The organism is Citrobacter amalonaticus (assembly GCF_002918555.1).
GTDB lineage: Bacteria > Pseudomonadota > Gammaproteobacteria > Enterobacterales > Enterobacteriaceae > Citrobacter_C > Citrobacter_C amalonaticus_A.
In genome coordinates, this window is the sequence record NZ_PQMB01000003.1 from 616,649 (window position 1) to 637,829 (window position 21,181).

The 21,181-nt window shown below is 54.8% G+C and carries 23 protein-coding genes and 1 tRNA gene; 16 read left to right on the forward strand and 8 right to left on the reverse strand.

The features are described 5' to 3' along the window. Positions 1-56 precede the first annotated feature (56 nt). Positions 57-1,298, forward strand: a complete 1,242-nt coding sequence (locus C3432_RS15605; RefSeq protein ID WP_103777490.1) for a multifunctional CCA addition/repair protein — start codon at positions 57-59, stop codon at positions 1,296-1,298. A gap of 50 nt (positions 1,299-1,348) precedes the next feature. Here C3432_RS15605 and bacA read toward each other — a convergent pair whose 3' ends face one another. Together bacA and folB are read right to left on the reverse strand one after the other, a co-directional pair. Next, positions 1,349-2,170 (reverse strand): undecaprenyl-diphosphate phosphatase, encoded by an 822-nt coding sequence (gene bacA / locus C3432_RS15610; protein ID WP_103777491.1) that lies wholly within the window; start codon positions 2,168-2,170, stop codon positions 1,349-1,351. An 83-nt stretch (positions 2,171-2,253) separates the two neighbouring features. Further along, positions 2,254-2,616 (reverse strand): bifunctional dihydroneopterin aldolase/7,8-dihydroneopterin epimerase, encoded by a 363-nt coding sequence (folB, locus tag C3432_RS15615; RefSeq protein WP_103777492.1) that lies wholly within the window; start codon positions 2,614-2,616, stop codon positions 2,254-2,256. 106 nt (positions 2,617-2,722) lie between these two features. Between folB and plsY the strand changes: the two genes are divergently transcribed. Beyond that, positions 2,723-3,340, forward strand: a complete 618-nt coding sequence (gene plsY / locus C3432_RS15620) for a glycerol-3-phosphate 1-O-acyltransferase PlsY (protein WP_103777878.1) — start codon at positions 2,723-2,725, stop codon at positions 3,338-3,340. 31 nt (positions 3,341-3,371) lie between these two features. On the opposite strand, the gene ttdR is transcribed toward plsY, so the two are convergent. Beyond that, a complete protein-coding gene (ttdR, locus tag C3432_RS15625; RefSeq protein ID WP_103777879.1) occupies positions 3,372-4,313 on the reverse strand; it encodes an L-tartrate utilization transcriptional activator TtdR in 942 nt (313 codons plus the stop codon). Positions 4,314-4,523: 210 nt separating this feature from the next. Between ttdR and ttdA the strand changes: the two genes are divergently transcribed. The 10 genes from ttdA (at position 4,524) to ureG (ending at position 12,605) form a co-directional block, all read left to right on the forward strand. Then, positions 4,524-5,435, forward strand: coding sequence for a L(+)-tartrate dehydratase subunit alpha (ttdA, locus tag C3432_RS15630; protein ID WP_103777493.1), 912 nt, complete (start codon positions 4,524-4,526; stop codon positions 5,433-5,435). Beyond that, on the forward strand, positions 5,432-6,037 hold the full coding sequence (ttdB, locus tag C3432_RS15635) for a L(+)-tartrate dehydratase subunit beta (protein ID WP_103777494.1): 606 nt from the start codon (positions 5,432-5,434) through the stop codon (positions 6,035-6,037). The genes ttdA and ttdB overlap by 4 nt, the downstream gene beginning before the upstream one ends. A gap of 48 nt (positions 6,038-6,085) precedes the next feature. Further along, positions 6,086-7,549 carry an anion permease gene (locus C3432_RS15640; RefSeq protein ID WP_103777495.1) on the forward strand — a complete coding sequence of 488 codons (1,464 nt, stop codon included), beginning with the start codon at positions 6,086-6,088 and terminating at the stop codon, positions 7,547-7,549. Between the two features lie 123 nt (positions 7,550-7,672). Continuing rightward, positions 7,673-8,497 carry an urease accessory protein UreD gene (locus C3432_RS15645; RefSeq protein ID WP_103777880.1) on the forward strand — a complete coding sequence of 275 codons (825 nt, stop codon included), beginning with the start codon at positions 7,673-7,675 and terminating at the stop codon, positions 8,495-8,497. Positions 8,498-8,507: 10 nt separating this feature from the next. Then, positions 8,508-8,810, forward strand: coding sequence for an urease subunit gamma (locus tag C3432_RS15650; RefSeq protein WP_103777496.1), 303 nt, complete (start codon positions 8,508-8,510; stop codon positions 8,808-8,810). Positions 8,811-8,819: 9 nt separating this feature from the next. Next, positions 8,820-9,140, forward strand: coding sequence for an urease subunit beta (locus C3432_RS15655; RefSeq protein WP_103777497.1), 321 nt, complete (start codon positions 8,820-8,822; stop codon positions 9,138-9,140). Next, positions 9,133-10,836, forward strand: coding sequence for an urease subunit alpha (gene ureC, locus C3432_RS15660; protein ID WP_103777498.1), 1,704 nt, complete (start codon positions 9,133-9,135; stop codon positions 10,834-10,836). Before C3432_RS15655 ends, ureC begins: the two co-directional genes overlap by 8 nt. Before the next feature lie 9 nt (positions 10,837-10,845). Next, positions 10,846-11,304: an urease accessory protein UreE gene (gene ureE / locus C3432_RS15665; RefSeq protein WP_103777499.1), complete on the forward strand. Its 459-nt coding sequence runs from the start codon at positions 10,846-10,848 to the stop codon at positions 11,302-11,304. Continuing rightward, complete coding sequence (locus C3432_RS15670) at positions 11,304-11,978, forward strand: urease accessory protein UreF (protein ID WP_103777500.1); 675 nt, start codon at positions 11,304-11,306, stop codon at positions 11,976-11,978. The genes ureE and C3432_RS15670 overlap by 1 nt, the downstream gene beginning before the upstream one ends. Before the next feature lie 9 nt (positions 11,979-11,987). Beyond that, positions 11,988-12,605, forward strand: a complete 618-nt coding sequence (gene ureG / locus C3432_RS15675; protein WP_103777501.1) for an urease accessory protein UreG — start codon at positions 11,988-11,990, stop codon at positions 12,603-12,605. An 81-nt stretch (positions 12,606-12,686) separates the two neighbouring features. Here ureG and tsaD read toward each other — a convergent pair whose 3' ends face one another. Next, the gene (gene tsaD, locus C3432_RS15680) at positions 12,687-13,700 is read right to left on the reverse strand and encodes a tRNA (adenosine(37)-N6)-threonylcarbamoyltransferase complex transferase subunit TsaD (RefSeq protein ID WP_103777502.1); all 1,014 of its coding nucleotides are present in this window, start codon (positions 13,698-13,700) and stop codon (positions 12,687-12,689) included. Between the two features lie 236 nt (positions 13,701-13,936). Between tsaD and rpsU the strand changes: the two genes are divergently transcribed. The 3 genes from rpsU (at position 13,937) to rpoD (ending at position 18,327) form a co-directional block, all read left to right on the forward strand. Further along, positions 13,937-14,152, forward strand: a complete 216-nt coding sequence (rpsU, locus tag C3432_RS15685) for a 30S ribosomal protein S21 (RefSeq protein WP_001144069.1) — start codon at positions 13,937-13,939, stop codon at positions 14,150-14,152. Between the two features lie 233 nt (positions 14,153-14,385). Then, on the forward strand, positions 14,386-16,131 hold the full coding sequence (gene dnaG / locus C3432_RS15695; protein ID WP_103777504.1) for a DNA primase: 1,746 nt from the start codon (positions 14,386-14,388) through the stop codon (positions 16,129-16,131). A 351-nt stretch (positions 16,132-16,482) separates the two neighbouring features. Then, positions 16,483-18,327, forward strand: coding sequence for an RNA polymerase sigma factor RpoD (rpoD, locus tag C3432_RS15700; protein WP_103777505.1), 1,845 nt, complete (start codon positions 16,483-16,485; stop codon positions 18,325-18,327). A gap of 46 nt (positions 18,328-18,373) precedes the next feature. On the opposite strand, the gene mug is transcribed toward rpoD, so the two are convergent. Further along, a complete protein-coding gene (gene mug, locus C3432_RS15705) occupies positions 18,374-18,880 on the reverse strand; it encodes a G/U mismatch-specific DNA glycosylase (protein ID WP_103777506.1) in 507 nt (168 codons plus the stop codon). 125 nt (positions 18,881-19,005) lie between these two features. On the opposite strand from mug, the gene C3432_RS15710 reads away from it, so the two are divergent. Further along, a tRNA-Ile gene (locus C3432_RS15710) sits at positions 19,006-19,081 on the forward strand. Between the two features lie 158 nt (positions 19,082-19,239). Here C3432_RS15710 and C3432_RS15715 read toward each other — a convergent pair. The 3 genes from C3432_RS15715 to C3432_RS15725 form a co-directional block, all read right to left on the reverse strand. Next, a complete protein-coding gene (locus C3432_RS15715; protein WP_023135249.1) occupies positions 19,240-19,458 on the reverse strand; it encodes a DNA-binding transcriptional regulator in 219 nt (72 codons plus the stop codon). Positions 19,459-19,525: 67 nt separating this feature from the next. Then, a complete protein-coding gene (locus C3432_RS15720; protein WP_039516580.1) occupies positions 19,526-20,695 on the reverse strand; it encodes a phage late control D family protein in 1,170 nt (389 codons plus the stop codon). After that, positions 20,692-21,177, reverse strand: a complete 486-nt coding sequence (locus C3432_RS15725; protein ID WP_015406356.1) for a phage tail protein — start codon at positions 21,175-21,177, stop codon at positions 20,692-20,694. Before C3432_RS15725 ends, C3432_RS15720 begins: the two co-directional genes overlap by 4 nt. Between the last annotated feature and the right edge of the window lie 4 nt (positions 21,178-21,181).

A 21,181-nucleotide genomic window follows, 5' to 3' on the forward strand; every position in this document is an offset into this window, starting at 1 on the left:
CACTGTCATATTATGGAATGATATGTTTTTCAGTTTTCAGGATGAGGTGACGGGGCGTGAAGATTTATCTGGTCGGTGGTGCGGTACGAGATACGTTGTTAGGGCTACCGGTTAAAGATAAAGATTGGGTGGTGGTTGGCGCTACGCCGCAGGAGATGGTTGACGCGGGTTACCAGCAGGTAGGCCGTGATTTTCCCGTATTTCTTCACCCACACACCCATGAAGAGTATGCGCTGGCGCGCACAGAACGAAAATCCGGTTCAGGTTATACCGGATTTACCTGCTATGCCGCGCCAGACGTCACGCTGGAAGCCGATCTCCAGCGCCGTGACCTGACAATCAATGCGCTGGCGCGCGATGACGACGGACAGATTATCGACCCGTACAACGGGCGTCGCGATCTGGACAACCGTGTGTTGCGTCACGTCTCTCCCGCCTTTGGCGAAGATCCGCTGCGCGTGCTGCGCGTGGCGCGTTTTGCTGCGCGCTATGCACACCTCAGCTTTCGCATTGCCGATGACACCATGGCGCTGATGCGCGAAATGACCCACGCCGGTGAACTGGAACATCTGACGGCAGAGCGAGTGTGGAAAGAGACGGAAAATGCGCTCACTACCCGTAATCCTCAGGTCTACTTCCAGGTATTACGCGATTGCGGCGCGCTGCGCGTGCTTTTCCCGGAAGTGGATGCCCTGTTTGGCGTCCCGGCGCCAGCGAAGTGGCACCCGGAAATCGACACTGGCGTTCATACCCTGATGACGCTGTCGATGGCGGCAATGCTCAGCCCGGACGTTGACGTGCGTTTTGCGACGCTGTGCCACGATCTTGGTAAAGGGTTAACGCCTCCGGAATTCTGGCCACGCCATCACGGCCACGGACCGGCGGGCGTGAAGCTGGTCGATCAGCTATGCCAGCGCCTGCGCGTGCCGAATGAGATTCGTGACTTAGCCAAACTGGTGGCAGAGTTTCATGACCTCATCCACACCTTCCCAATGCTACAGCCGAAAACCATCGTCAAACTTTTCGATTCGATCGACGCCTGGCGTAAACCCCAACGCGTGGAGCAGATAGCGCTGACCAGCGAAGCCGACGTGCGCGGTCGTGCCGGTTTTGAGGCGGCAGATTACCCGCAGGGGCGATGGCTGCGAGAAGCCTGGCAGGTGGCGCAGGCCGTGCCAACAAAAGAGGTCGTTGAGGCCGGTTTCAAAGGTGTACAGATTCGTGAAGAGTTGACCAGACGCCGTATTGCGGCAGTAGCCTGCTGGAAGGAGCAGCGGTGCCCTAAGCCGGTAGCTTAAGGCATCTCAGATGCAGGCCCGATAAGCTTGCGTCATCGGGCCGCCTGAAATCAGAAAAACACCACGTAAACAGCAGCAGCCACAATAAAGCGGTAGATCGCAAACGGGATGAACGAGATACGCTTAATCACTTGCAGGAAGGTTTTAATCGCCACCAGCGCCACCACGAAAGCGGTGATAAAACCAACGGCAAACATTGGAATATCTGCCGCAGTCAGGAACGACCAGCTTTTGTAGAGATCCAGCGCGGTGGCGCCCATCATCATTGGCACCGCCAGCAGAAAGGAAAACTCAGAGGCAGCATATCGGCTCACACCCATCAGCATCCCGCCAGAAATGGTCGCCCCGGAGCGGGAAAACCCCGGCCACAGCGCCAGACACTGAAAACAGCCAATGATAAACGCCTGACGGTACGTCATGTCGTCCAGACCCGGCGCACGCGGCTCTTTTGGCTTCAGGCACTCAGCGGCAATCAGCAGCAAGCCCCCTACCACCAGCGCATACATCACGTTAACCGGGTTGAAGAGCGATTTGATTGTGTCATGAAATACCAGGCCCAGCACCACCGCCGGTATCATGCCGAGCAGAATGTGGATCAGGGTTAAACGGCCTTTCCCCTCACCTTCACGCTGTAGTGGACGACCAAAGTGGATACCGATCAGGCCAAACAGACGCCGCCAGAACATCACCACCACCGCGAGGATGGACCCCAACTGGATCACCACCTCAAAAGTTTCTGCCGTGTCGCCTTCAAATCCCAACAGATGCCCCACAATAATCATATGGCCCGTGCTGGATACTGGCAAAAACTCCGTCAATCCTTCGACCACACCCAAAATTGCCGCTATCAGCAGCGAGTGCATATCGCTCATCAATAAACCCCTAAATAGAAAAAACTACAGCGCAAAAAGATCCTGCTTTATGACTCTTATACAACCGTTTGGTTTAATAATTATTAACCTTTCGGATAACTGCCACGCTCGATGATCACCCCCACATTCGCCGCTCGTGCCACCGCGCCGGGCTTGCTGAGTTTGATGCGCACCCACGGAGAGTTAAAGCGGTTAAGCAGCAGTTCAGCCACCTCTTCGGCGACACGTTCCACCAGCGCAAAGCGTCCACCTTCCACATGATTAATGACCGTTTCAGCAATGTCTGCGTAGCTCAGACAGTCGGCCACATCGTCACTTCTGGCTGACTTACGGTTATCCCACGCCATTTCGATATCGAACACCAGTTTCTGTTCGATGGTCTGTTCCCAGTCGTAAACACCGATAGTGGTGATTACCGAAAGTTGCTCTATAAATACAATATCCATCACGACCTGCCTGCTTTTTGGCTAACCCGGATACCACTTCCGGCGAAATATGCGTATTATCCACAGAAGTAGCGTTTTACACGACATTTTCAAAACGGAACAGCTTATGAGTGCAATCGCGCCTGGAATGATCCTCTTCGCGTACCTCTGCGGCTCCATTTCCAGTGCCATTCTGGTCTGCCGCATTGCTGGTTTGCCCGATCCGCGTACCCGCGGTTCAGGTAATCCTGGCGCGACTAATGTGTTACGAATCGGCGGCAAGGGAGCAGCCCTGGCGGTACTGATTTTCGACGTCCTGAAAGGTATGCTACCGGTCTGGGGCGCATATGCGTTAGGCGTCAGTCCGTTCTGGCTGGGTTTAATTGCCATCGCCGCCTGTCTGGGACACATCTGGCCGGTCTTTTTTGGCTTTAAAGGTGGGAAAGGGGTCGCTACCGCCTTTGGCGCCATTGCTCCTATCGGCTGGGATTTAACCGGCGTCATGGCGGGAACCTGGCTGCTGACCGTCTTGCTGAGCGGCTATTCATCGCTTGGCGCGATTGTCAGCGCTCTGATTGCGCCGTTCTATGTCTGGTGGTTCAAACCGCAGTTCACCTTCCCGGTCTCTATGCTTTCATGCCTGATCCTGCTGCGTCACCATGACAACATCCAGCGTCTCTGGCGCCGTCAGGAGACGAAAATCTGGACGAAGCTGAAGAAGAAACGCGAAAAAGATCCAGAATAGAGGTTTGCCGGATGCTGATGCATAAAGCGCCTTATCCGGCTGACAGAACCTGGTAACCCTCGTCCGGCTTGCCCAATCGTTGCTGACACCACGTCGCCAAAAACTCCACGCATACCCGTAATTTCACACTGCGATATAGCGGTTCCTGATAAACCGCCCAGATATTGGCGCTCTGCGCATACTCCGGCAACACGCGCACCAGCTTACCGCTGGTCAGAAACGGTTGCACATCCCATTCTGAACGCAGCATGATCCCTTTTCCCTCCAGCGCCCACTGCAATACAATTTCACCGCTATTGGAGGAGAGATGCCCGCTGACCTTCACCGATTTTTTCTCATCGCCCTTCCCCAGCTCCCATATTCCGTGGGTCATATCCCGCTCTTTTGTCACCAGACAATCGTGTTGGCTTAATTCCTGCAATGTTTTCGGTTCAGAATGTTTTTGTAAATACGCCGGAGAGGCACACAATATTCTTTTATTCTTTGTTAACAAATGCGCAATATAATAATCCGGGATTTCATCATTAATCCGAATATCCAGATCGATATTATCCTGTACCAAATCAATTTGCCGATCGAAGAGTTCAAAATGAACCTGTAATTCAGGGTAATTGCGCATCAGTTCAGTAATGGCCGGAGCAATATGACTGCGACCAAAACCAAAACTGCAACCAATGCGAATCATGCCCTCCGGACGCGTTTTGATTTGCGTCACATCGTCTACCAGACGCTGATATTGAGTGAGGATCGTCAGCGCATGTTCATAGCAACGCAGCCCGCTTTCCGTCAGCGCGACGCCTCTTGCCGAACGGCTTAGCAACGTGGAGGCAAGCGTTGTCTCAAGGATCTGAATCCGTTTGGTCACAAATGCAGGCGTTTGTCCCAGCGCCGCCGCCGCCGCGCTAAAGCTCCCGGTATGGACAATTTCAACCAGTACCTGCAGGTCTTTCGCTAAGGGATAATTGTTCAGCATTTTCGGGTTATCCATCATTTTGATAACCGCAGTGTAATTCCCTTAACACCATTAATCCCTGCCTTTGCTCAATGTTAATGATCTTTCTGCGTCATGATTCACGAACTGTTAATTACATATACACAGTGGCATAAAATATAAATCCACATTTTTAGTGGTAGTTTACTCCAGAGAATTTATTTCCAGATAAATAAAAGAACTGGAGTTAACATGATGAGCAATCAAAATAACCAAAACGCGGTTAAGAAGCTGACGGATATTGTCGCTGATTTTACCGCAATGATTTCTACCCGGATGCCCGATGACGTGGTGGATAAATTAAAACAGCTCCGGGATGCCGAAACATCAGCAATGGGCAAGATCATCTACCATACGATGTTCGACAATATGCAAAAAGCGATCGACCTGAACCGTCCGGCCTGTCAGGACACCGGTGAAATCATGTTCTTCGTGAAGGTCGGCGCACGCTTTCCGCTGCTGGGAGAGCTGCAAAGCATCCTTAAACAAGCCGTGGAAGATGCCACGGTGAAAGCCCCTCTGCGCCATAACGCAGTGGAAATTTTCGACGAGGTGAACACCGGTAAAAATACCGGTAGCGGCGTGCCGTGGGTCACCTGGGACATTATCCCCGACGGCGACGATGCAGAAATCGAAGTTTATATGGCGGGGGGCGGCTGCACGCTGCCGGGACGCTCCAAAGTACTGATGCCTTCCGAAGGCTACGAAGGCGTAGTGAAATTCGTCTTTGAAAATATCTCCACGCTGGCGGTGAACGCGTGTCCCCCGGTACTGGTGGGCGTGGGTATCGCCACCTCTGTCGAAACGGCCGCCGTGCTGTCGCGTAAAGCCGTTTTGCGTCCGATCGGCACCCGCCATCCGAACCCAAAAGCGGCAGAGCTTGAATTGCGCCTGGAAGAAGGCCTGAATCGTCTGGGGATTGGTCCACAAGGGCTGACCGGCAACAGTTCGGTGATGGGCGTGCATATCGAATCCGCCGCGCGCCATCCTTCAACCATTGGTGTCGCGGTCTCCACCGGTTGCTGGGCGCATCGTCGCGGCACGCTACTGGTCCATGCCGATCTCTCCTTCGAAAACCTGTCTCACACCCGGAGCGCGTTATGAAAAAGATCCTCACAACCCCGATTAAAGCCGAAGACCTAGAAGATATCCGCGTTGGCGATGTGATCTATCTGACCGGGACGCTGGTAACCTGCCGTGACGTCTGCCACCGCCGCCTGATCGAACTCGGGCGCCCTATTCCTTACGATCTTAGCGGTAAAGCGATTTTCCACGCCGGGCCAATTGTGCGTAAGAACGGTGAGAAGTGGGAGATGGTCTCCGTCGGCCCGACCACCAGCATGCGTATGGAAGCCTTTGAAAAAGAGTTCATTGAGCAGACCGGCGTGAAGCTGGTGGTAGGTAAAGGTGGAATGGGGCCGCTAACCGAAGAGGGCTGCCAGAAATTCAAAGCGCTACATGTGATCTTCCCGGCGGGCTGCGCGGTGCTGGCGGCGACTCAGGTTGAAGAGATTGAAGAAGTACACTGGACGGAGCTGGGCATGCCGGAATCTCTCTGGGTTTGCCGGGTGAAAGAGTTCGGGCCGCTGATTGTCTCTATCGACACCCACGGCAACAACCTGATTGCCGACAACAAAAAACAGTTCGCTGAACGTCGTGGCCCCATCGTCGACGAAATCTGTGAGCACGTTCATTACATCAAATAATCCTTCCGGAGAGGCGCGACGCCTCTCCCTCTGCGCAGGGATACAACAATGGCACCTTTAGCTGGTTGGTGGCGATACCTGGCTCCGCTGGTAGTCATCGCCATTATTGCTGTTTTGCCCGTCCCCACCGGTCTTGAGAGCCACACCTGGCTCTATTTTGCGGTCTTTACCGGCGTCATCGTGGGACTCATTCTGGAACCTGTACCGGGCGCGGTGGTGGCGATGATTGGCATTTCAATCATCGCCGTCCTGTCGCCGTGGCTGCTGTTCAGCCCCGAACAGCTCGCGCAGGATGGTTTCAAATTTACCGCGAAAGCCCTCTCGTGGGCAGTATCGGGTTTTTCTAACTCCGTTATCTGGCTGATCTTCGCCGCCTTTATGTTCGGCACTGGCTATGAAAAAACCGGCCTGGGTCGGCGAATTGCACTGTGTCTTGTAAAGAAGATGGGGCACCGTACGCTATTTCTCGGCTATGCGGTGATGCTCTCCGAGCTGATCCTCGCCCCCGTCACGCCATCGAACTCCGCGCGCGGCGCGGGGATTATCTACCCCATTATCCGCAACCTGCCGCCGCTTTATAACTCACAGCCCAACGACGCCAGCTCCCGATCCATCGGCTCTTATATTATGTGGATGGGAATTACCGCGGACTGCGTCACCAGCGCGATTTTTCTGACGGCGATGGCACCGAACCTGCTGCTGATTGGCCTGATGAAAAGCGCATCTCATACGGCGCTGAGCTGGGGTGACTGGTTCTTAGGGATGCTGCCGCTCAGTATTCTGTTGGTTCTGCTGGTTCCGTGGCTGGCGTACGTGTTGTATCCGCCAGTGTTGAAAGCAGGCAACCAGGTACCGCGTTGGGCGGAAGCGGAGCTAAAGGAGATGGGACCGCTCTGCTCGCGTGAGAAGAAAATGCTGGTACTCATGGTGGGTGCGCTGGTGCTGTGGATCTTCGGTGGTGATTACATTGATGCCGCGATGGTTGGCTATAGTGTGGTGGCATTCATGCTGGTATTACGCATCATCTCCTGGGACGACATCGTCAGTAATAAAGCCGCCTGGAACGTCTTCTTCTGGCTGGCCTCGCTGATTACACTCGCCACCGGACTGAACAATACCGGTTTTATCACCTGGTTTGGCAAGCTGCTGGCAGGCGGACTGAGCGGCTACTCGCCGATGATGGTCATGGTGGCGCTGATCGTTGTGTTCTGGCTACTGCGCTACTTCTTTGCCAGCGCCACCGCCTATACCTCCGCACTGGCACCCATGATGATCGCCGCCGCGCTGGCAATGCCGGAAATCCCGTTACCGGTATTCTGCCTGATGGTCGGTGCCGCCATTGGTCTGGGCAGCATCCTTACCCCCTATGCAACCGGTCCAAGCCCTATCTACTATGGCAGCGGCTATCTGCCGACGGCGGATTACTGGCGGCTGGGCGCCATTTTTGGCCTGATCTTTCTGGTGCTGCTGGTGATAACCGGTCTGGTCTGGATGCCTCTGGTTTTGCTGTAACCCCCCGCCGGGGCGGCTTAATGTCGCCCCTTTTTCCATAAGCTTCTCATATGACCGTTTTACCGGAGCGCTGAGGCATACTTTTTGCTATGCACACACCCTCATGCTGATAAGGGAAACGCTCTGGATACGGTTGCGTACGAAACAATTACGCCGGGCTGGCAGGCCGAACTGGACCTGCGGTTTACCCGTACCGCACACAAAACGGTACTCGCTTCGGCGCGCCACACAGGTCCACTGACGGTACAGCGCCCGTTCTACCCGGAAGACGACGTATGTCACCTCTGCTTGCTGCATCCACCGGGAGGAATTGTCGGCGGCGATGAGCTGCGCATTTCCGTGACGCTGGCGGCAAACAGCCACGCCCTGATCACGACGCCCGGCGCAGGAAAATTTTATCGCAGTCGTGGGCCGCTCTCGCAGCTGCACCAGATCTTCACCCTCGGCCCGCACGCCACGCTGGAGTGGCTACCGCAGGATACGATCCTCTTCCCTGGTGCAAATGCAAATATCCGCTCCGTGTTTCACATCACGTCAGAGAGCCGTCTGCTGGGCTGGGAGCTACTGTGTCTCGGACGACCGGTGATGCGGGAAACCTTCAGCCACGGCGCATTACATAGCCGTCTGGAAGTGTGGCGCGACTGTGTCCCGCTGCTGATTGAACGGCTGCAATTACAGGATGGAAACCTCTGCAATGTCGCAAACCAACCCTGGTGCGGCACGCTGCTCTGCTACCCGGCGACGGAAACCATGCTGGACGGCACACGGGAACGGCTTGCCCCGCTCGGTGAGTATGCGGGAGCGACGATGATTGATTCACTGCTCACTATCCGCTTTCTTGCCAGCGATAACCTGATCGTCCAGCGCGTCATGCGTGATATCTGGCACTTTTTGCGCCCGCTGCTCACTGACAAATCCCCCCATGCCCCCCGTATCTGGCAAACATAAGAGAATCATGATGGAACTGACTCCCAGAGAAAAAGACAAGCTATTACTTTTTACCGCCGCGCTGGTGGCAGAACGCCGTCTGGCGCGTGGACTCAGGCTAAATTACCCGGAATCAGTGGCGCTCATCAGCGCTTTCATTATGGAAGGCGCCCGCGACGGCAAGAGCGTGGCTTCGCTGATGGAAGATGGCCGCCATGTTCTGAGCCGCGAGCAGGTGATGGAAGGCGTTCCGGAGATGATCCCGAATATCCAGATCGAAGCAACCTTTCCGGACGGATCAAAGCTGGTTACCGTCCACAATCCGATCGTGTAAGGAGCAAAAATGATTCCAGGTGAATACCGGATCTCAACGGGCAAAATCGCGATCAACGAGGGTCGGGAGATGCGTACGATCGTGGTGGAAAATCATGGCGATCGACCAATCCAGGTGGGATCGCACTATCACTTTTATGAGGTTAATCCGGCGCTCCGTTTTGTCCGCGACGCTGCGCGCGGTTTCCGACTGAATATTCCCGCCGGAACGGCTGTACGTTTTGAGCCAGGGCAAAAACGGGAAGTCGAACTGGTGCGCATAGCAGGTGACCAACGCATTTTCGGCTTTCGCGGCGAGATAATGGGCTCCCCGGAGGCAGGTGATGAGTGAGATTTCCCGGCAGGCTTATGCAGACATGTTTGGCCCAACCACCGGCGATAAAGTGCGTCTGGCAGACACTGAGCTGTGGATCGAAGTAGAAAACGATCTCACCACCTACGGTGAAGAGGTGAAGTTCGGCGGCGGCAAAGTGATCCGCGATGGTATGGGTCAGGGACAGATGCGCGCCGATGACTGTGTGGATCTGGTGATCACCAATGCCCTGGTCGTCGATCACTGGGGGATCGTCAAAGCAGATATCGGCATCAAAAACGGCAGGATCTTTGCCATTGGCAAGGCCGGTAACCCGGATATTCAGCCCGACGTGACGATCCCGATAGGCGTGGGCACTGAAGCTGTCGCCGGGGAAGGCAAGATCGTCACCGCTGGCGGGGTCGATACGCATATTCACTGGATCTGCCCGCAGCAGGCCGAAGAAGCGCTGGTGTCCGGCGTGACGACGATGATCGGCGGCGGCACCGGTCCGGCGGCGGGCACCCATGCCACAACCTGCACGCCAGGCCCGTGGTATATCGCCCGGATGTTACAGGCTGCTGATGCGTTGCCGGTGAATATCGGCCTGCTGGGCAAAGGCAATGGATCCTGTCCTGACGCCCTGCGCGAACAGGTTGCCGCTGGCGCGATCGGCCTGAAGATCCACGAGGACTGGGGGGCGACGCCCGCCGCGATCGATTGTGCGCTGACGGTAGCCGAAGAGATGGATATTCAGGTGGCGCTGCACAGCGATACGCTGAACGAGTCCGGTTTTGTCGAGGATACGCTGGCGGCGATTGGCGAACGGACGATTCATACTTTTCATACCGAAGGGGCGGGCGGCGGCCATGCGCCGGATATCATCACCGCCTGCGCACACGCCAATATCCTCCCCTCTTCCACCAACCCGACGCTGCCTTACACCGTCAATACCATTGATGAACATCTCGACATGCTGATGGTCTGCCACCATCTCGACCCGGATATCGCCGAAGACGTCGCCTTTGCCGAATCACGTATTCGCCGGGAGACTATCGCCGCTGAAGACGTGCTGCATGACATTGGCGCGTTTTCCCTGACCTCGTCCGATTCACAGGCGATGGGACGCGTCGGCGAGGTGATCCTGCGTACCTGGCAGGTGGCGCACCGGATGAAGGTGCAGCGAGGACCGCTAGCCGAAGAGACAGGCGATAACGACAACCTGCGCGTCAAACGTTATATCGCCAAGTACACCATTAATCCGGCGATAACCCACGGCATCGCCCATGAGGTTGGCTCAATTGCGGTCGGCAAGCTGGCGGATCTGGTGCTCTGGTCTCCGGCTTTTTTTGGTGTGAAGCCCGCAACAATCATCAAAGGCGGCATGATCGCCTGTGCGCCAATGGGCGACATCAACGCCTCGATTCCTACCCCGCAGCCGGTGCATTACCGAATGATGTTTGGCGCGCTCGGCGCGGCGCGTCATCACTGTCGCCTGACGTTTCTTTCACAGACCGCCATGGAAAACGGCGTCGCACAACAGCTCAATTTACGCAGCGCAACCGCCGTGGTGAAAGGCTGCCGGACGGTGAAAAAAGCCGACATGATCCACAACGGCCTGCAACCCAATATTACCGTCGATGCCCAGACCTACGAGGTGCGCATCGATGGAAAACTCATCACCAGCGAACCGGCGGAAGTCCTGCCGATGGCGCAACGCTATTTTTTATTTTGAGGAGACAAAATGCTGTTTCTGACACAACGTATTGAAACGCCTGCTGCGGTGACCGCCACGCTGACGCTCCCCATTGATGTACGCGTGAAAAGCCGGGCGAAGGTGCAGCTGAACGACGGTCGGGAAGCGGGGTTGCTCCTGCCACGTGGCCTGCTGCTACGCGGTGGCGATCGCCTGAGCACGGAAGACGGCGCTGAAGTCGTGGAGATCATCGCCGCCAGCGAGGCCGTTTCGGTAGTGCGATGCGCCGATCCGTTCCTGCTCGCCAAAGCCTGCTATCACCTCGGCAACCGCCACGTCCCGCTGCAGATCCTGCCGGACGAATTGCGCTATCACCACGACCATGTCCTGGACGATATGCTGCGTCATTTTCAGCTGGAAGTGACGTTCGCCCATCTCCCCTTTGAGCCAGAGGCGGGCGCATATGCCAGCGAATCTCACGACCATCACCACGGCCATGCGCACTGATGCGTGACCCACAGCAGCAGTTGCGTCTGATGCAGCTCGCCAGCGGCAGCTTACCCGTGGGATCGTTTACCTGGTCTCAGGGGCTGGAGTGGGCGGTGGAAAGCGGCTGGGTGAAAAACGTGGAGGCATTCGCCCTCTGGCAGAAGCAGCAGATGATGCAGAACCTGTTCAGCGTCGATCTGCCGCTGTTCAACCGGCTTTACCACGCCTGCGAGCAGGATGACCTCGACGCCGCGCACCGCTGGACGGCGTATCTGCTGGCCTGTCGGGAAACCCGCGAACTGCGCGAAGAAGAACGCAGCAGAGGCGCGGCATTCACGCGACTGGTGGTGGACTGGCAACCGGACTGTCCTGCGCCGTGGCGCGCGCTTTTTGCTGACAGCCAACTGTGCGGCATGGCCTGGCTGGGCGTCCAGTGGCGAATTACGCTTGCGGATCTGACGCTAAGTCTGGGTTACAGCTGGATTGAGAGCGCCGTCATGGCCGGTGTCAAACTGGTGCCGTTTGGCCAACAGGCGGCGCAACGGCTGATTATTTCGCTCTGCGAGGATTTCGCGCAGGGCATGGGGAAGGCGCTGGCGTGCCCGGATGAAGAACTGGGTGGCGCAACACCGCTTGCAACCATCGCCTCAGCTCGTCACGAAACACAATATTGCCGTTTATTCCGCTCCTGAGGAGAGACAATGACTGAATACAAACATCCCCTGCGCGTTGGCGTGGGCGGTCCGGTCGGTTCCGGTAAAACCGCCCTGCTGGAAGCGTTATGCAAAGCCATGCGCGAGAGATATCAGCTGGCCGTTGTGACCAACGACATTTACACCAAAGAGGACCAACGTATTCTCACCGAAGCCGGTGCGCTGGCGCCGGAACGGATTGTCGGCGTGGAGACGGGCGGCTGTCCGCACACCGCCATCCGTGAAGATGCCTCGATGAATCTGGCAGCGGTGGAAGCGTTAAGCAAAAAGTTTAGTAATCTGGACCTGATTTTTGTGGAGAGCGGCGGCGATAACCTGAGCGCCACCTTCAGCCCGGAACTGGCCGATCTGACGATCTATGTGATCGACGTAGCCGAAGGCGAAAAGATCCCGCGCAAAGGCGGACCGGGGATCACTAAATCTGATTTTCTGGTGATTAACAAAACCGATCTGGCTCCGTATGTCGGCGCGTCGCTGGCGGTGATGGAGCGTGACACAATGCGGATGCGCGGTGAACGTCCCTGGACTTTTACCAATTTAAAAGCCGGAGAAGGTCTGGAGACGATTATTTCGTTTCTGGAAGAGAGAGGGATGCTGCGGGTGTAATGCTTTCGCCGGGTGGCGGCTACGCCTTATCCGGCCTACGGTTTTGCAGGCCGGGTAAGCACAGCGCCACCGGGCAAAAAATCACGCCGCGGGCAGCTCAGCCAGCGGCCAGCGTGGACGCACTGTCACCCCAAGATCGGCGGTGGCTCCGGCTTTAAAACGCACCATACCGGCATAGGCAATCATCGCCCCGTTGTCGGTACAAAACTCCGGGCGTGCGTAGAACACGTCGCCACGACGCTTTCGCATCATCTCCGCCAGCTTTGCGCGCAATGTACGGTTGGCACTTACCCCGCCCGCCATCACCAGACGCTTAAAGCCGGTCTGGTCCAGCGCACGTTTGCACTTGATCATGAGCGTATCCACTACCGCATCTTCAAACGCTCTGGCAATATCGGCACGGGTCTGCTCATCATCGCCATTATTACGAATCGTATTTGCGGCGAACGTTTTCAGCCCGGAGAAGCTGAAATCCAGCCCCGGACGATCGGTCATTGGTCGTGGAAAGACAAAGCGCCCGGCGGTCCCCTGTGACGCCATTTTCGACAGCATCGGGCCGCCCGGGTAATCAAGCCCTAACAGTTTGGCGGTTTTATCAAACGCTTCACCTGCGGCATCGTCGATAGACTCTCCCAGCAGTTCGTACTGGCCCACGCCAGTGACGCTAATTAACTGCGTATGACCACCGGAGACCAACAGTGCCACGAACGGGAATTCCGGCGGGTTATCTTCCAGCATGGGGGCCAGCAGATGTCCTTCCATATGGTGTACAGGGATTGCCGGAACATTCCACGCAAACGCCAGCGAACGTCCGACCGTTGCGCCAACCAGCAGCGCGCCGACCAGCCCAGGACCTGCGGTATACGCCACCGCATCAATCTCTTTCGCCGTCAGGCCCGCCTCTTTGAGCGCCGCCTGGATCAGCGGTACGGTCTTGCGTACGTGATCGCGGGAGGCCAGTTCAGGCACGACTCCGCCGTAGTCAGCATGTAATTTCACCTGACTATACAATTGGTTGGCTAACAGACCGTTTTCATCGTCGTAAATGGCAATGCCGGTTTCATCGCAGGATGTTTCAATTCCCAGTACACGCATGACTTGTTTTACCTCGCTTTAATACCGCGCAGTGTAGGACCAATGCGGGTTGATGTAAAACTTTGTTCGCCCCAGGCGACTGCCTCGTGTATACTCCCAGTCCTTATAAAAGTCCCTTTCAAAATCACGTCGGTGCTTTACAAAGCAGCAGCAATTGCAGTAAAATTCCGCACCATTTTGAAATAAGCTGGCGTTGATGCCAGCGGCAAACCGAATTTATTAAAGGTGAGAGTTACATGCCGGTAATTAAAGTACGTGAAAACGAGCCGTTCGACGTAGCACTGCGTCGCTTCAAGCGTTCATGCGAAAAAGCAGGTGTTCTGGCGGAAGTTCGTCGTCGTGAGTTCTATGAAAAACCGACTACCGAACGTAAACGCGCTAAAGCTTCAGCTGTGAAACGTCACGCGAAGAAACTGGCTCGCGAAAACGCACGCCGCACTCGTCTGTACTAATTTGGTTGAGAGCCGGTGCTCTCAATTCAGACCGAGTTGTAGTTGTAAGGCCGTGCTTCCGGAAGGAATGCACGGCTTGTTTTCGTTTATACACGTCATCATTCAAGCTGCCTCTGCGTTGGCTGCAGTCGCTCCCCCCGGTCACGTACTGATGTACGCTCCTGAGGATTCGCTCCCTTGCCGCATCTTGAATGATTTTGTGTATATAAGTCATAAAAAAATAAAAGGGGCATATGGCTGGACGAATTCCACGCGTATTTATTAATGACCTGCTGGCAAGAACCGACATCGTCGATCTCATCGACGCGCGGGTAAAGCTGAAAAAGCAGGGCAAGAATTACCATGCGTGCTGTCCGTTCCATAACGAAAAAACCCCCTCTTTCACCGTGAACGGTGAGAAACAGTTTTATCACTGCTTTGGCTGTGGCGCGCACGGCAACGCCGTCGACTTCCTGATGAACTACGACAAACTCGAGTTCGTGGAAACCGTCGAAGAGCTGGCCGCGATGCACAACCTGGAAGTCCCGTTTGAAGCCGGCAGTGGACCCAGTCAGATAGAGCGCCATCAACGGCAAAGCCTTTATCAATTGATGGACGGTCTGAACTCGTTTTATCAACAATCGCTGATGCAACCCGCCGCTACCCCTGCGCGCCAGTATCTGGAAAAGCGAGGACTCAGTAGCGACGTGATCGCCCGTTTTGCCATTGGTTTTGCGCCCCCCGGCTGGGACAACGTCCTGAAACGGTTTGGCGACAATACCGAGAACCGCAAATCGCTGGTTGATGCGGGTATGTTGGTTACCAACGATCAGGGACGTAGTTACGATCGCTTCCGCGAGCGGGTAATGTTCCCGATCCGCGACAAGCGTGGGCGGGTGATTGGTTTTGGTGGTCGTGTATTGGGCGATGCCCTGCCGAAGTATCTTAACTCCCCGGAAACCGATATTTTCCATAAGGGCCGCCAGCTTTATGGCCTTTATGAAGCCCAGCAGGATAACGCGGATCCTCAGCGCCTGTTAGTGGTGGAAGGCTATATGGATGTGGTGGCGCTGGCGCAATACGGTATTAATTATGCCGTAGCTTCCCTGGGAACCTCGACGACCGCCGATCACATCCAGCTGCTGTTCCGTGCGACAAACAATGTGATTTGCTGTTATGACGGAGACCGGGCAGGTCGTGATGCCGCCTGGCGAGCGCTGGAAACCGCGCTGCCGTACATGACGGATGGTCGTCAGCTACGCTTTATGTTTTTACCTGATGGCGAAGACCCCGACACGCTGGTGCGTAAAGAAGGGAAAGAGGCGTTCGAAGCCCGGATGGAGCAGGCTCTGCCGCTCTCCGCGTTTTTGTTTAACAGCCTGATGCCACAGGTAGATCTGAGCACTCCGGACGGACGCGCGCAGCTCAGCACGCTGGCGCTGCCGCTGATTACTCAGGTACCGGGTGAAACACTGCGTATTTATCTGCGTCAGGAACTGGGCAACAAGTTAGGCATTCTCGATGACAGCCAGCTTGAACGTTTAATGCCTAAAATTTCCGAAAGTGGTGCTTCACGGCCCGCTCCGCAGCTAAAACGCACGACCATGCGTATACTGATAGGATTACTGGTGCAAAACCCGGATTTAGCGCCGCGAGTGCCGCCGTTGGGCAACCTGGATCAAAATAAGCTGCCCGGACTTGGTTTGTTTATGGAACTGGTCAACACTTGTTTGTCCCAGCCAGGCCTGACTACCGGGCAACTTTTAGAGCACTATCGTGGTACAAATGATGCTGCCACCCTTGAAAAACTGTCGATGTGGGACGATATAGCAGATAAGGATATTGCTGAAAAAACCTTCACCGACTCACTCAACCATATGTTTGATTCGATGCTTGAGCTGCGCCAGGAAGAGTTAATCGCTCGTGAGCGCACGCACGGTTTAAGCAGCGAAGAACGCCGGGAGCTCTGGACTCTAAACCAGGAACTGGCTAAAAAATGAATTGATAGACACAATCAGTCAAGTTGTATTAAAGCAGCAAGAGAATGAACTCCTGGGCGTGGATATAAGTACATGGCCAGAATGACAAGTCCGCAGGGCGCGGATTTGAACGCTGCTTGCGGCGGCCTGCCAGGGGCAAGTCTCAGGAAGAGACCAGTAACGAGCGCAGCTAACGCAGAGACAACTTGAAGGATGCAGTATTTAACGGCTTAAGTGCCGAATAGCGATCGGGAAGCCCCCGACAGCCGCTCTGAGAGGCAGCGGCACAAATATAAGTACGCCCTCGCTTTAAATGTTGGCGGCAACGGCTTGCTGACTCAAATCAAACGAATTAAGTGTGGATACCGTCTTATGGAGCAAAACCCGCAGTCACAGCTCAAGCTTCTTGTCACCCGTGGTAAGGAGCAAGGCTATCTGACCTATGCCGAGGTCAATGACCATCTGCCGGAAGATATCGTCGATTCAGATCAGATTGAAGATATCATCCAAATGATCAATGACATGGGTATTCAGGTGATGGAAGAAGCACCAGATGCCGATGATCTGCTGCTTGCTGAAAACACCACCAGTACTGATGAAGACGCGGAAGAAGCTGCTGCCCAGGTTCTCTCCAGCGTGGAATCTGAAATTGGCCGTACGACTGACCCGGTGCGTATGTACATGCGCGAAATGGGCACCGTAGAACTGTTGACGCGTGAAGGCGAAATCGACATCGCTAAACGCATCGAAGACGGGATCAACCAGGTTCAATGCTCCGTTGCTGAATATCCGGAAGCGATTACCTACCTGCTTGAACAATACGATCGCGTTGAAGCTGAAGAAGCGCGTCTGTCTGACCTGATCACAGGCTTTGTTGATCCGAACGCTGAAGAAGATCTGGCGCCAACTGCCACCCACGTCGGATCTGAGCTGTCTCAGGAAGACCTGGACGACGACGAAGATGAAGACGAAGAGGAAGATGACGACAGCGCTGATGACGACAACAGCATCGATCCGGAGCTGGCGCGTGAGAAGTTTGGTGAGCTGCGTACCCAGTACGAAGTCACCCGTGACACCATCAAAGCGAAAGGTCGCAGCCACACTGATGCACAAGCCGAAATTCTGAAGCTGTCTGAAGTGTTCAAGCAGTTCCGTCTGGTGCCGAAGCAGTTCGACTACCTGGTAAACAGCATGCGCGTCATGATGGACCGCGTGCGTACTCAGGAACGTCTGATCATGAAGCTCTGCGTTGAGCAGTGCAAAATGCCGAAGAAGAACTTCATCACCCTGTTCACCGGTAACGAAACCAGCGAAACCTGGTTCAACGCGGCTATCGCGATGAACAAACCGTGGTCTGAAAAACTGCACGATGTGGCAGATGACGTTCACCGCGGCCTGCAAAAGTTGCAGCAGATTGAAGAAGAAACCGGCCTGACCATCGAACAGGTGAAAGATATTAACCGTCGCATGTCCATCGGTGAAGCGAAAGCCCGCCGTGCGAAGAAAGAGATGGTTGAAGCGAACCTGCGTCTGGTTATCTCAATCGCCAAGAAATACACCAACCGTGGCTTGCAGTTCCTGGATCTGATTCAGGAAGGCAACATCGGTCTGATGAAAGCGGTAGATAAATTTGAATACCGTCGCGGCTACAAGTTCTCCACCTACGCAACCTGGTGGATCCGTCAGGCTATCACCCGCTCCATCGCGGATCAGGCGCGCACCATCCGTATTCCGGTGCATATGATTGAGACCATCAACAAGCTCAACCGTATCTCCCGCCAGATGCTGCAAGAGATGGGTCGCGAGCCGACGCCGGAAGAGCTGGCCGAACGCATGCTGATGCCGGAAGATAAAATCCGCAAAGTGCTGAAAATTGCCAAAGAGCCAATCTCCATGGAAACACCGATCGGTGATGATGAAGATTCGCATCTGGGTGATTTCATCGAGGATACCACCCTCGAGCTGCCGCTGGACTCTGCAACTACCGAGAGCCTGCGTGCCGCAACGCATGACGTGCTGGCTGGCCTGACCGCTCGTGAAGCCAAAGTTCTGCGTATGCGCTTCGGTATCGACATGAACACCGACCACACGCTGGAAGAAGTGGGTAAACAATTCGACGTTACCCGCGAACGTATCCGCCAGATCGAAGCGAAGGCGCTGCGTAAACTGCGCCATCCGAGCCGTTCTGAAGTGCTGCGTAGCTTCCTGGACGATTAAGCTTGTCGGCATAAATATGAACGCCACCTTCCCGGTGGCGTTTTTTTTACAGTCCGCGCGTGATTAACGCCTCGTCTAACTCCCTGAATGCCTCGACCAGCTTGTCCAGTTTGATACGGCTTAACCCGCTCGTATTGGGTAACACCCAAATTTGCGTAACACCAATACTCAGACTCTGCTTGCCCCACTGCGCTCCACGCTGGCTGAAGCCTTGTTCGAATGCCTGCTTTCCCAGTATTGCCAACGCCGCGGGCTGAAAGCCTTCAATCTTTGTCAGCAACTGGCGACCGCCATCATGCAACTCTTTTCTTGAAACTTCAGTTGCCTGTACCGTTGGCCTGTCGACCAGTTTGGTAACGCCACAGCGAAAATCCAGAAGGTGTTCAGCCTCTTCAGGCTTAAGCTGACGATCGGTAAATCCGGCCTGGTGAATGACCTTCCAGAAGCGGTTTGCCGGATGTGCGAATGGGAAGCCGGTGCCCGCCGAAGAGAGTCCAGGATTGATGCCGCAAAACACGACCCGCAATCCGGGGGCCAGAATGTCCTTAACCATAGTCACTCCAGAACAATAGATTGTGAGAAAAGTATAACGGATTGAAAATACGTTGTTTATAAAAACAGCATCCGTACGGTTATGGCTGGATTGCGACACAGAGTTACTTTATAATTCACCGCCACGGCCCCTTAGCTCAGTGGTTAGAGCAGGCGACTCATAATCGCTTGGTCGCTGGTTCAAGTCCAGCAGGGGCCACCAAATTTTAGCTTTAAAATCATATAATTAAGCCACTCAAGCGAGTGGCTTTTTTGTTATCTGGTTTTCTAGTGGCGATGAAATGGCGGTGGCTTTTTTTTACCGCCACTTTCCTGAGCGCATAAAAAACCCGCGCATGGCGGGCATTAAACGAAAATTTGTCAGAGCCACAATGGCCGCTGACCACCGACAGTCGGGTGCGGCGGTGCCGGGTCGATAGCTCCCGGAGTAACAATAAAGCGTTCTATCGTTTCCATTGTCATAAACGTACAACTACAGTTGATGTTCTGGCATTGGTGGTAACGCTCTTTTGTATTCTCTGTTAAATAGCGACTTGTTCGTGCATGTGCGGCATGATGACACTTTGGACAATGAAACATAACTCACCCCGTCATTCTCAATTCGTGAACCAATGATAAACATCAATTCACTTTTTGTGAATACACTTTACTCATCATCCTGTTCAGCACTGTACTCCACATCGGAGAGCTTAACCTCAAGCTCTAATCCCGTCGTGAATCCATTATTATTCAGATTGTGAGTTACCTTACTGATTAACCATGACTGCTCGTCTATGACGCGCTTAAAGCCCGACACGCGCACCGGTGTCTCAGGGAACAAATCAGCCCTACCAAGCGCCAGCGTAATTGAAAATTCCGCAACACCTCGTTGCAACTTATCCCACTTTGCCTGAGCGGCACGCATCGCCTGAGCCTTTGAAGCGTAGACCGTCGTCAGCGCCAGCACGTTATCGGCCTCACCAGCCATATACTCACCCTCGCGCGCTTCCTGCTCTTTTTTGGCTTTTGTCTTTTTGCTGACTGGCTTTGCTTTCGGGTGTTCCAGTGCGCGCAGGTGCTTCTCTTTTGGTTTACGTTTCAGCGTGACCTTCTGCTTTTGCGGCTTCGGGTCTTTGGTGTGCAGCCATTTTGCCGTTACGCCGGTATAAGCCCCACGGTCGGCAATAGCAAACTGATGGCGGTCACCATCACTGCGGGTCAGTGTCATTTGTGGGACTGGTTTGCCGCTGGCCGTCACTGCACTACCGGCTTTCAGAAACAGCAGTTTCCCCGCTTTCACTGATACTGTCGCCCCGTTCCGCTCAGCCAGTCTGGTCAGAAATACTGCGTCGGACTCCTGCGATTGGTCGATATGCGGTACCGGGATTTTTTTCAGCGAATCCGCGACGCTGGCCGTCAGTTTATTGCGTTTTGCGATGGCACTGACCAGCTCACCGAGAGTGGTGTCGTGCCATGATTCCTCACGCCGTGAATTGAGTGTTCCGCGAAAATCTGCGCTACGCGCACGAATGGTCAGCGTATCAGGCGCGCCCCGGTGCTCAATCTCATCAACCGTGAAATCGCCCTTATTCAGAAGTGCCGAACCCTGCCAGCCAAGCCACAGTGTCAGCACCGCCCCGCGCAGGGGTAACTCGACTTTGCCGTCAGTATCGTCGAGCTCAATGTCGAGCTGGTCAGCTTCAAAACCCCGGTTATCTGTCATGGTGAGAGAAATCAGCCTGTCACTAAAATTGCTGGTAATGTCCTGGCTGTTCAGCGTCAGCATAAATGCCGGGGCAAGGCTTGCTCCGGCATCAATGGTCATGCCCGTCATCATGCAGTCAGCCCTCCGAGCATACCCTGTAGCTTATCGGTCAGCTTACCGGCTGTGCCAAGCAGCTCGTTGGCCTGCTTATTCAGGTCACCAAACATCGCCGCCAGTGATTCGTCGACCCGTTTCAGTGAAAGCGTGAAATCAATCTTTCTGGCAGCGCCATCACTGAAAAATTCAGTGTGTGTGGTCGAGACCTTATCGACGATATACATCCCGAGAATATTGCCGGTACCCTCAATCAACGGCCACGCTCTGCCCTCGTCGGCCATCAGTTCAACAGCCCTCAGTGATATACGGCCACCGGTAATGGCAGGATAAAGCGTACCGGCAAGCTGAATTGAGGTCTCCCCCTCACCGAGAAACTGATAAGCGGGAGGTTTACCAACCCTGTCATTAGACACCCAGCGGTAATCCTTCGAGTGTTGCATCGACTGATAAGGCAGGGTGCGGCGTTCAAACACAAACATTCCAAGTGCAAGCATCATTATT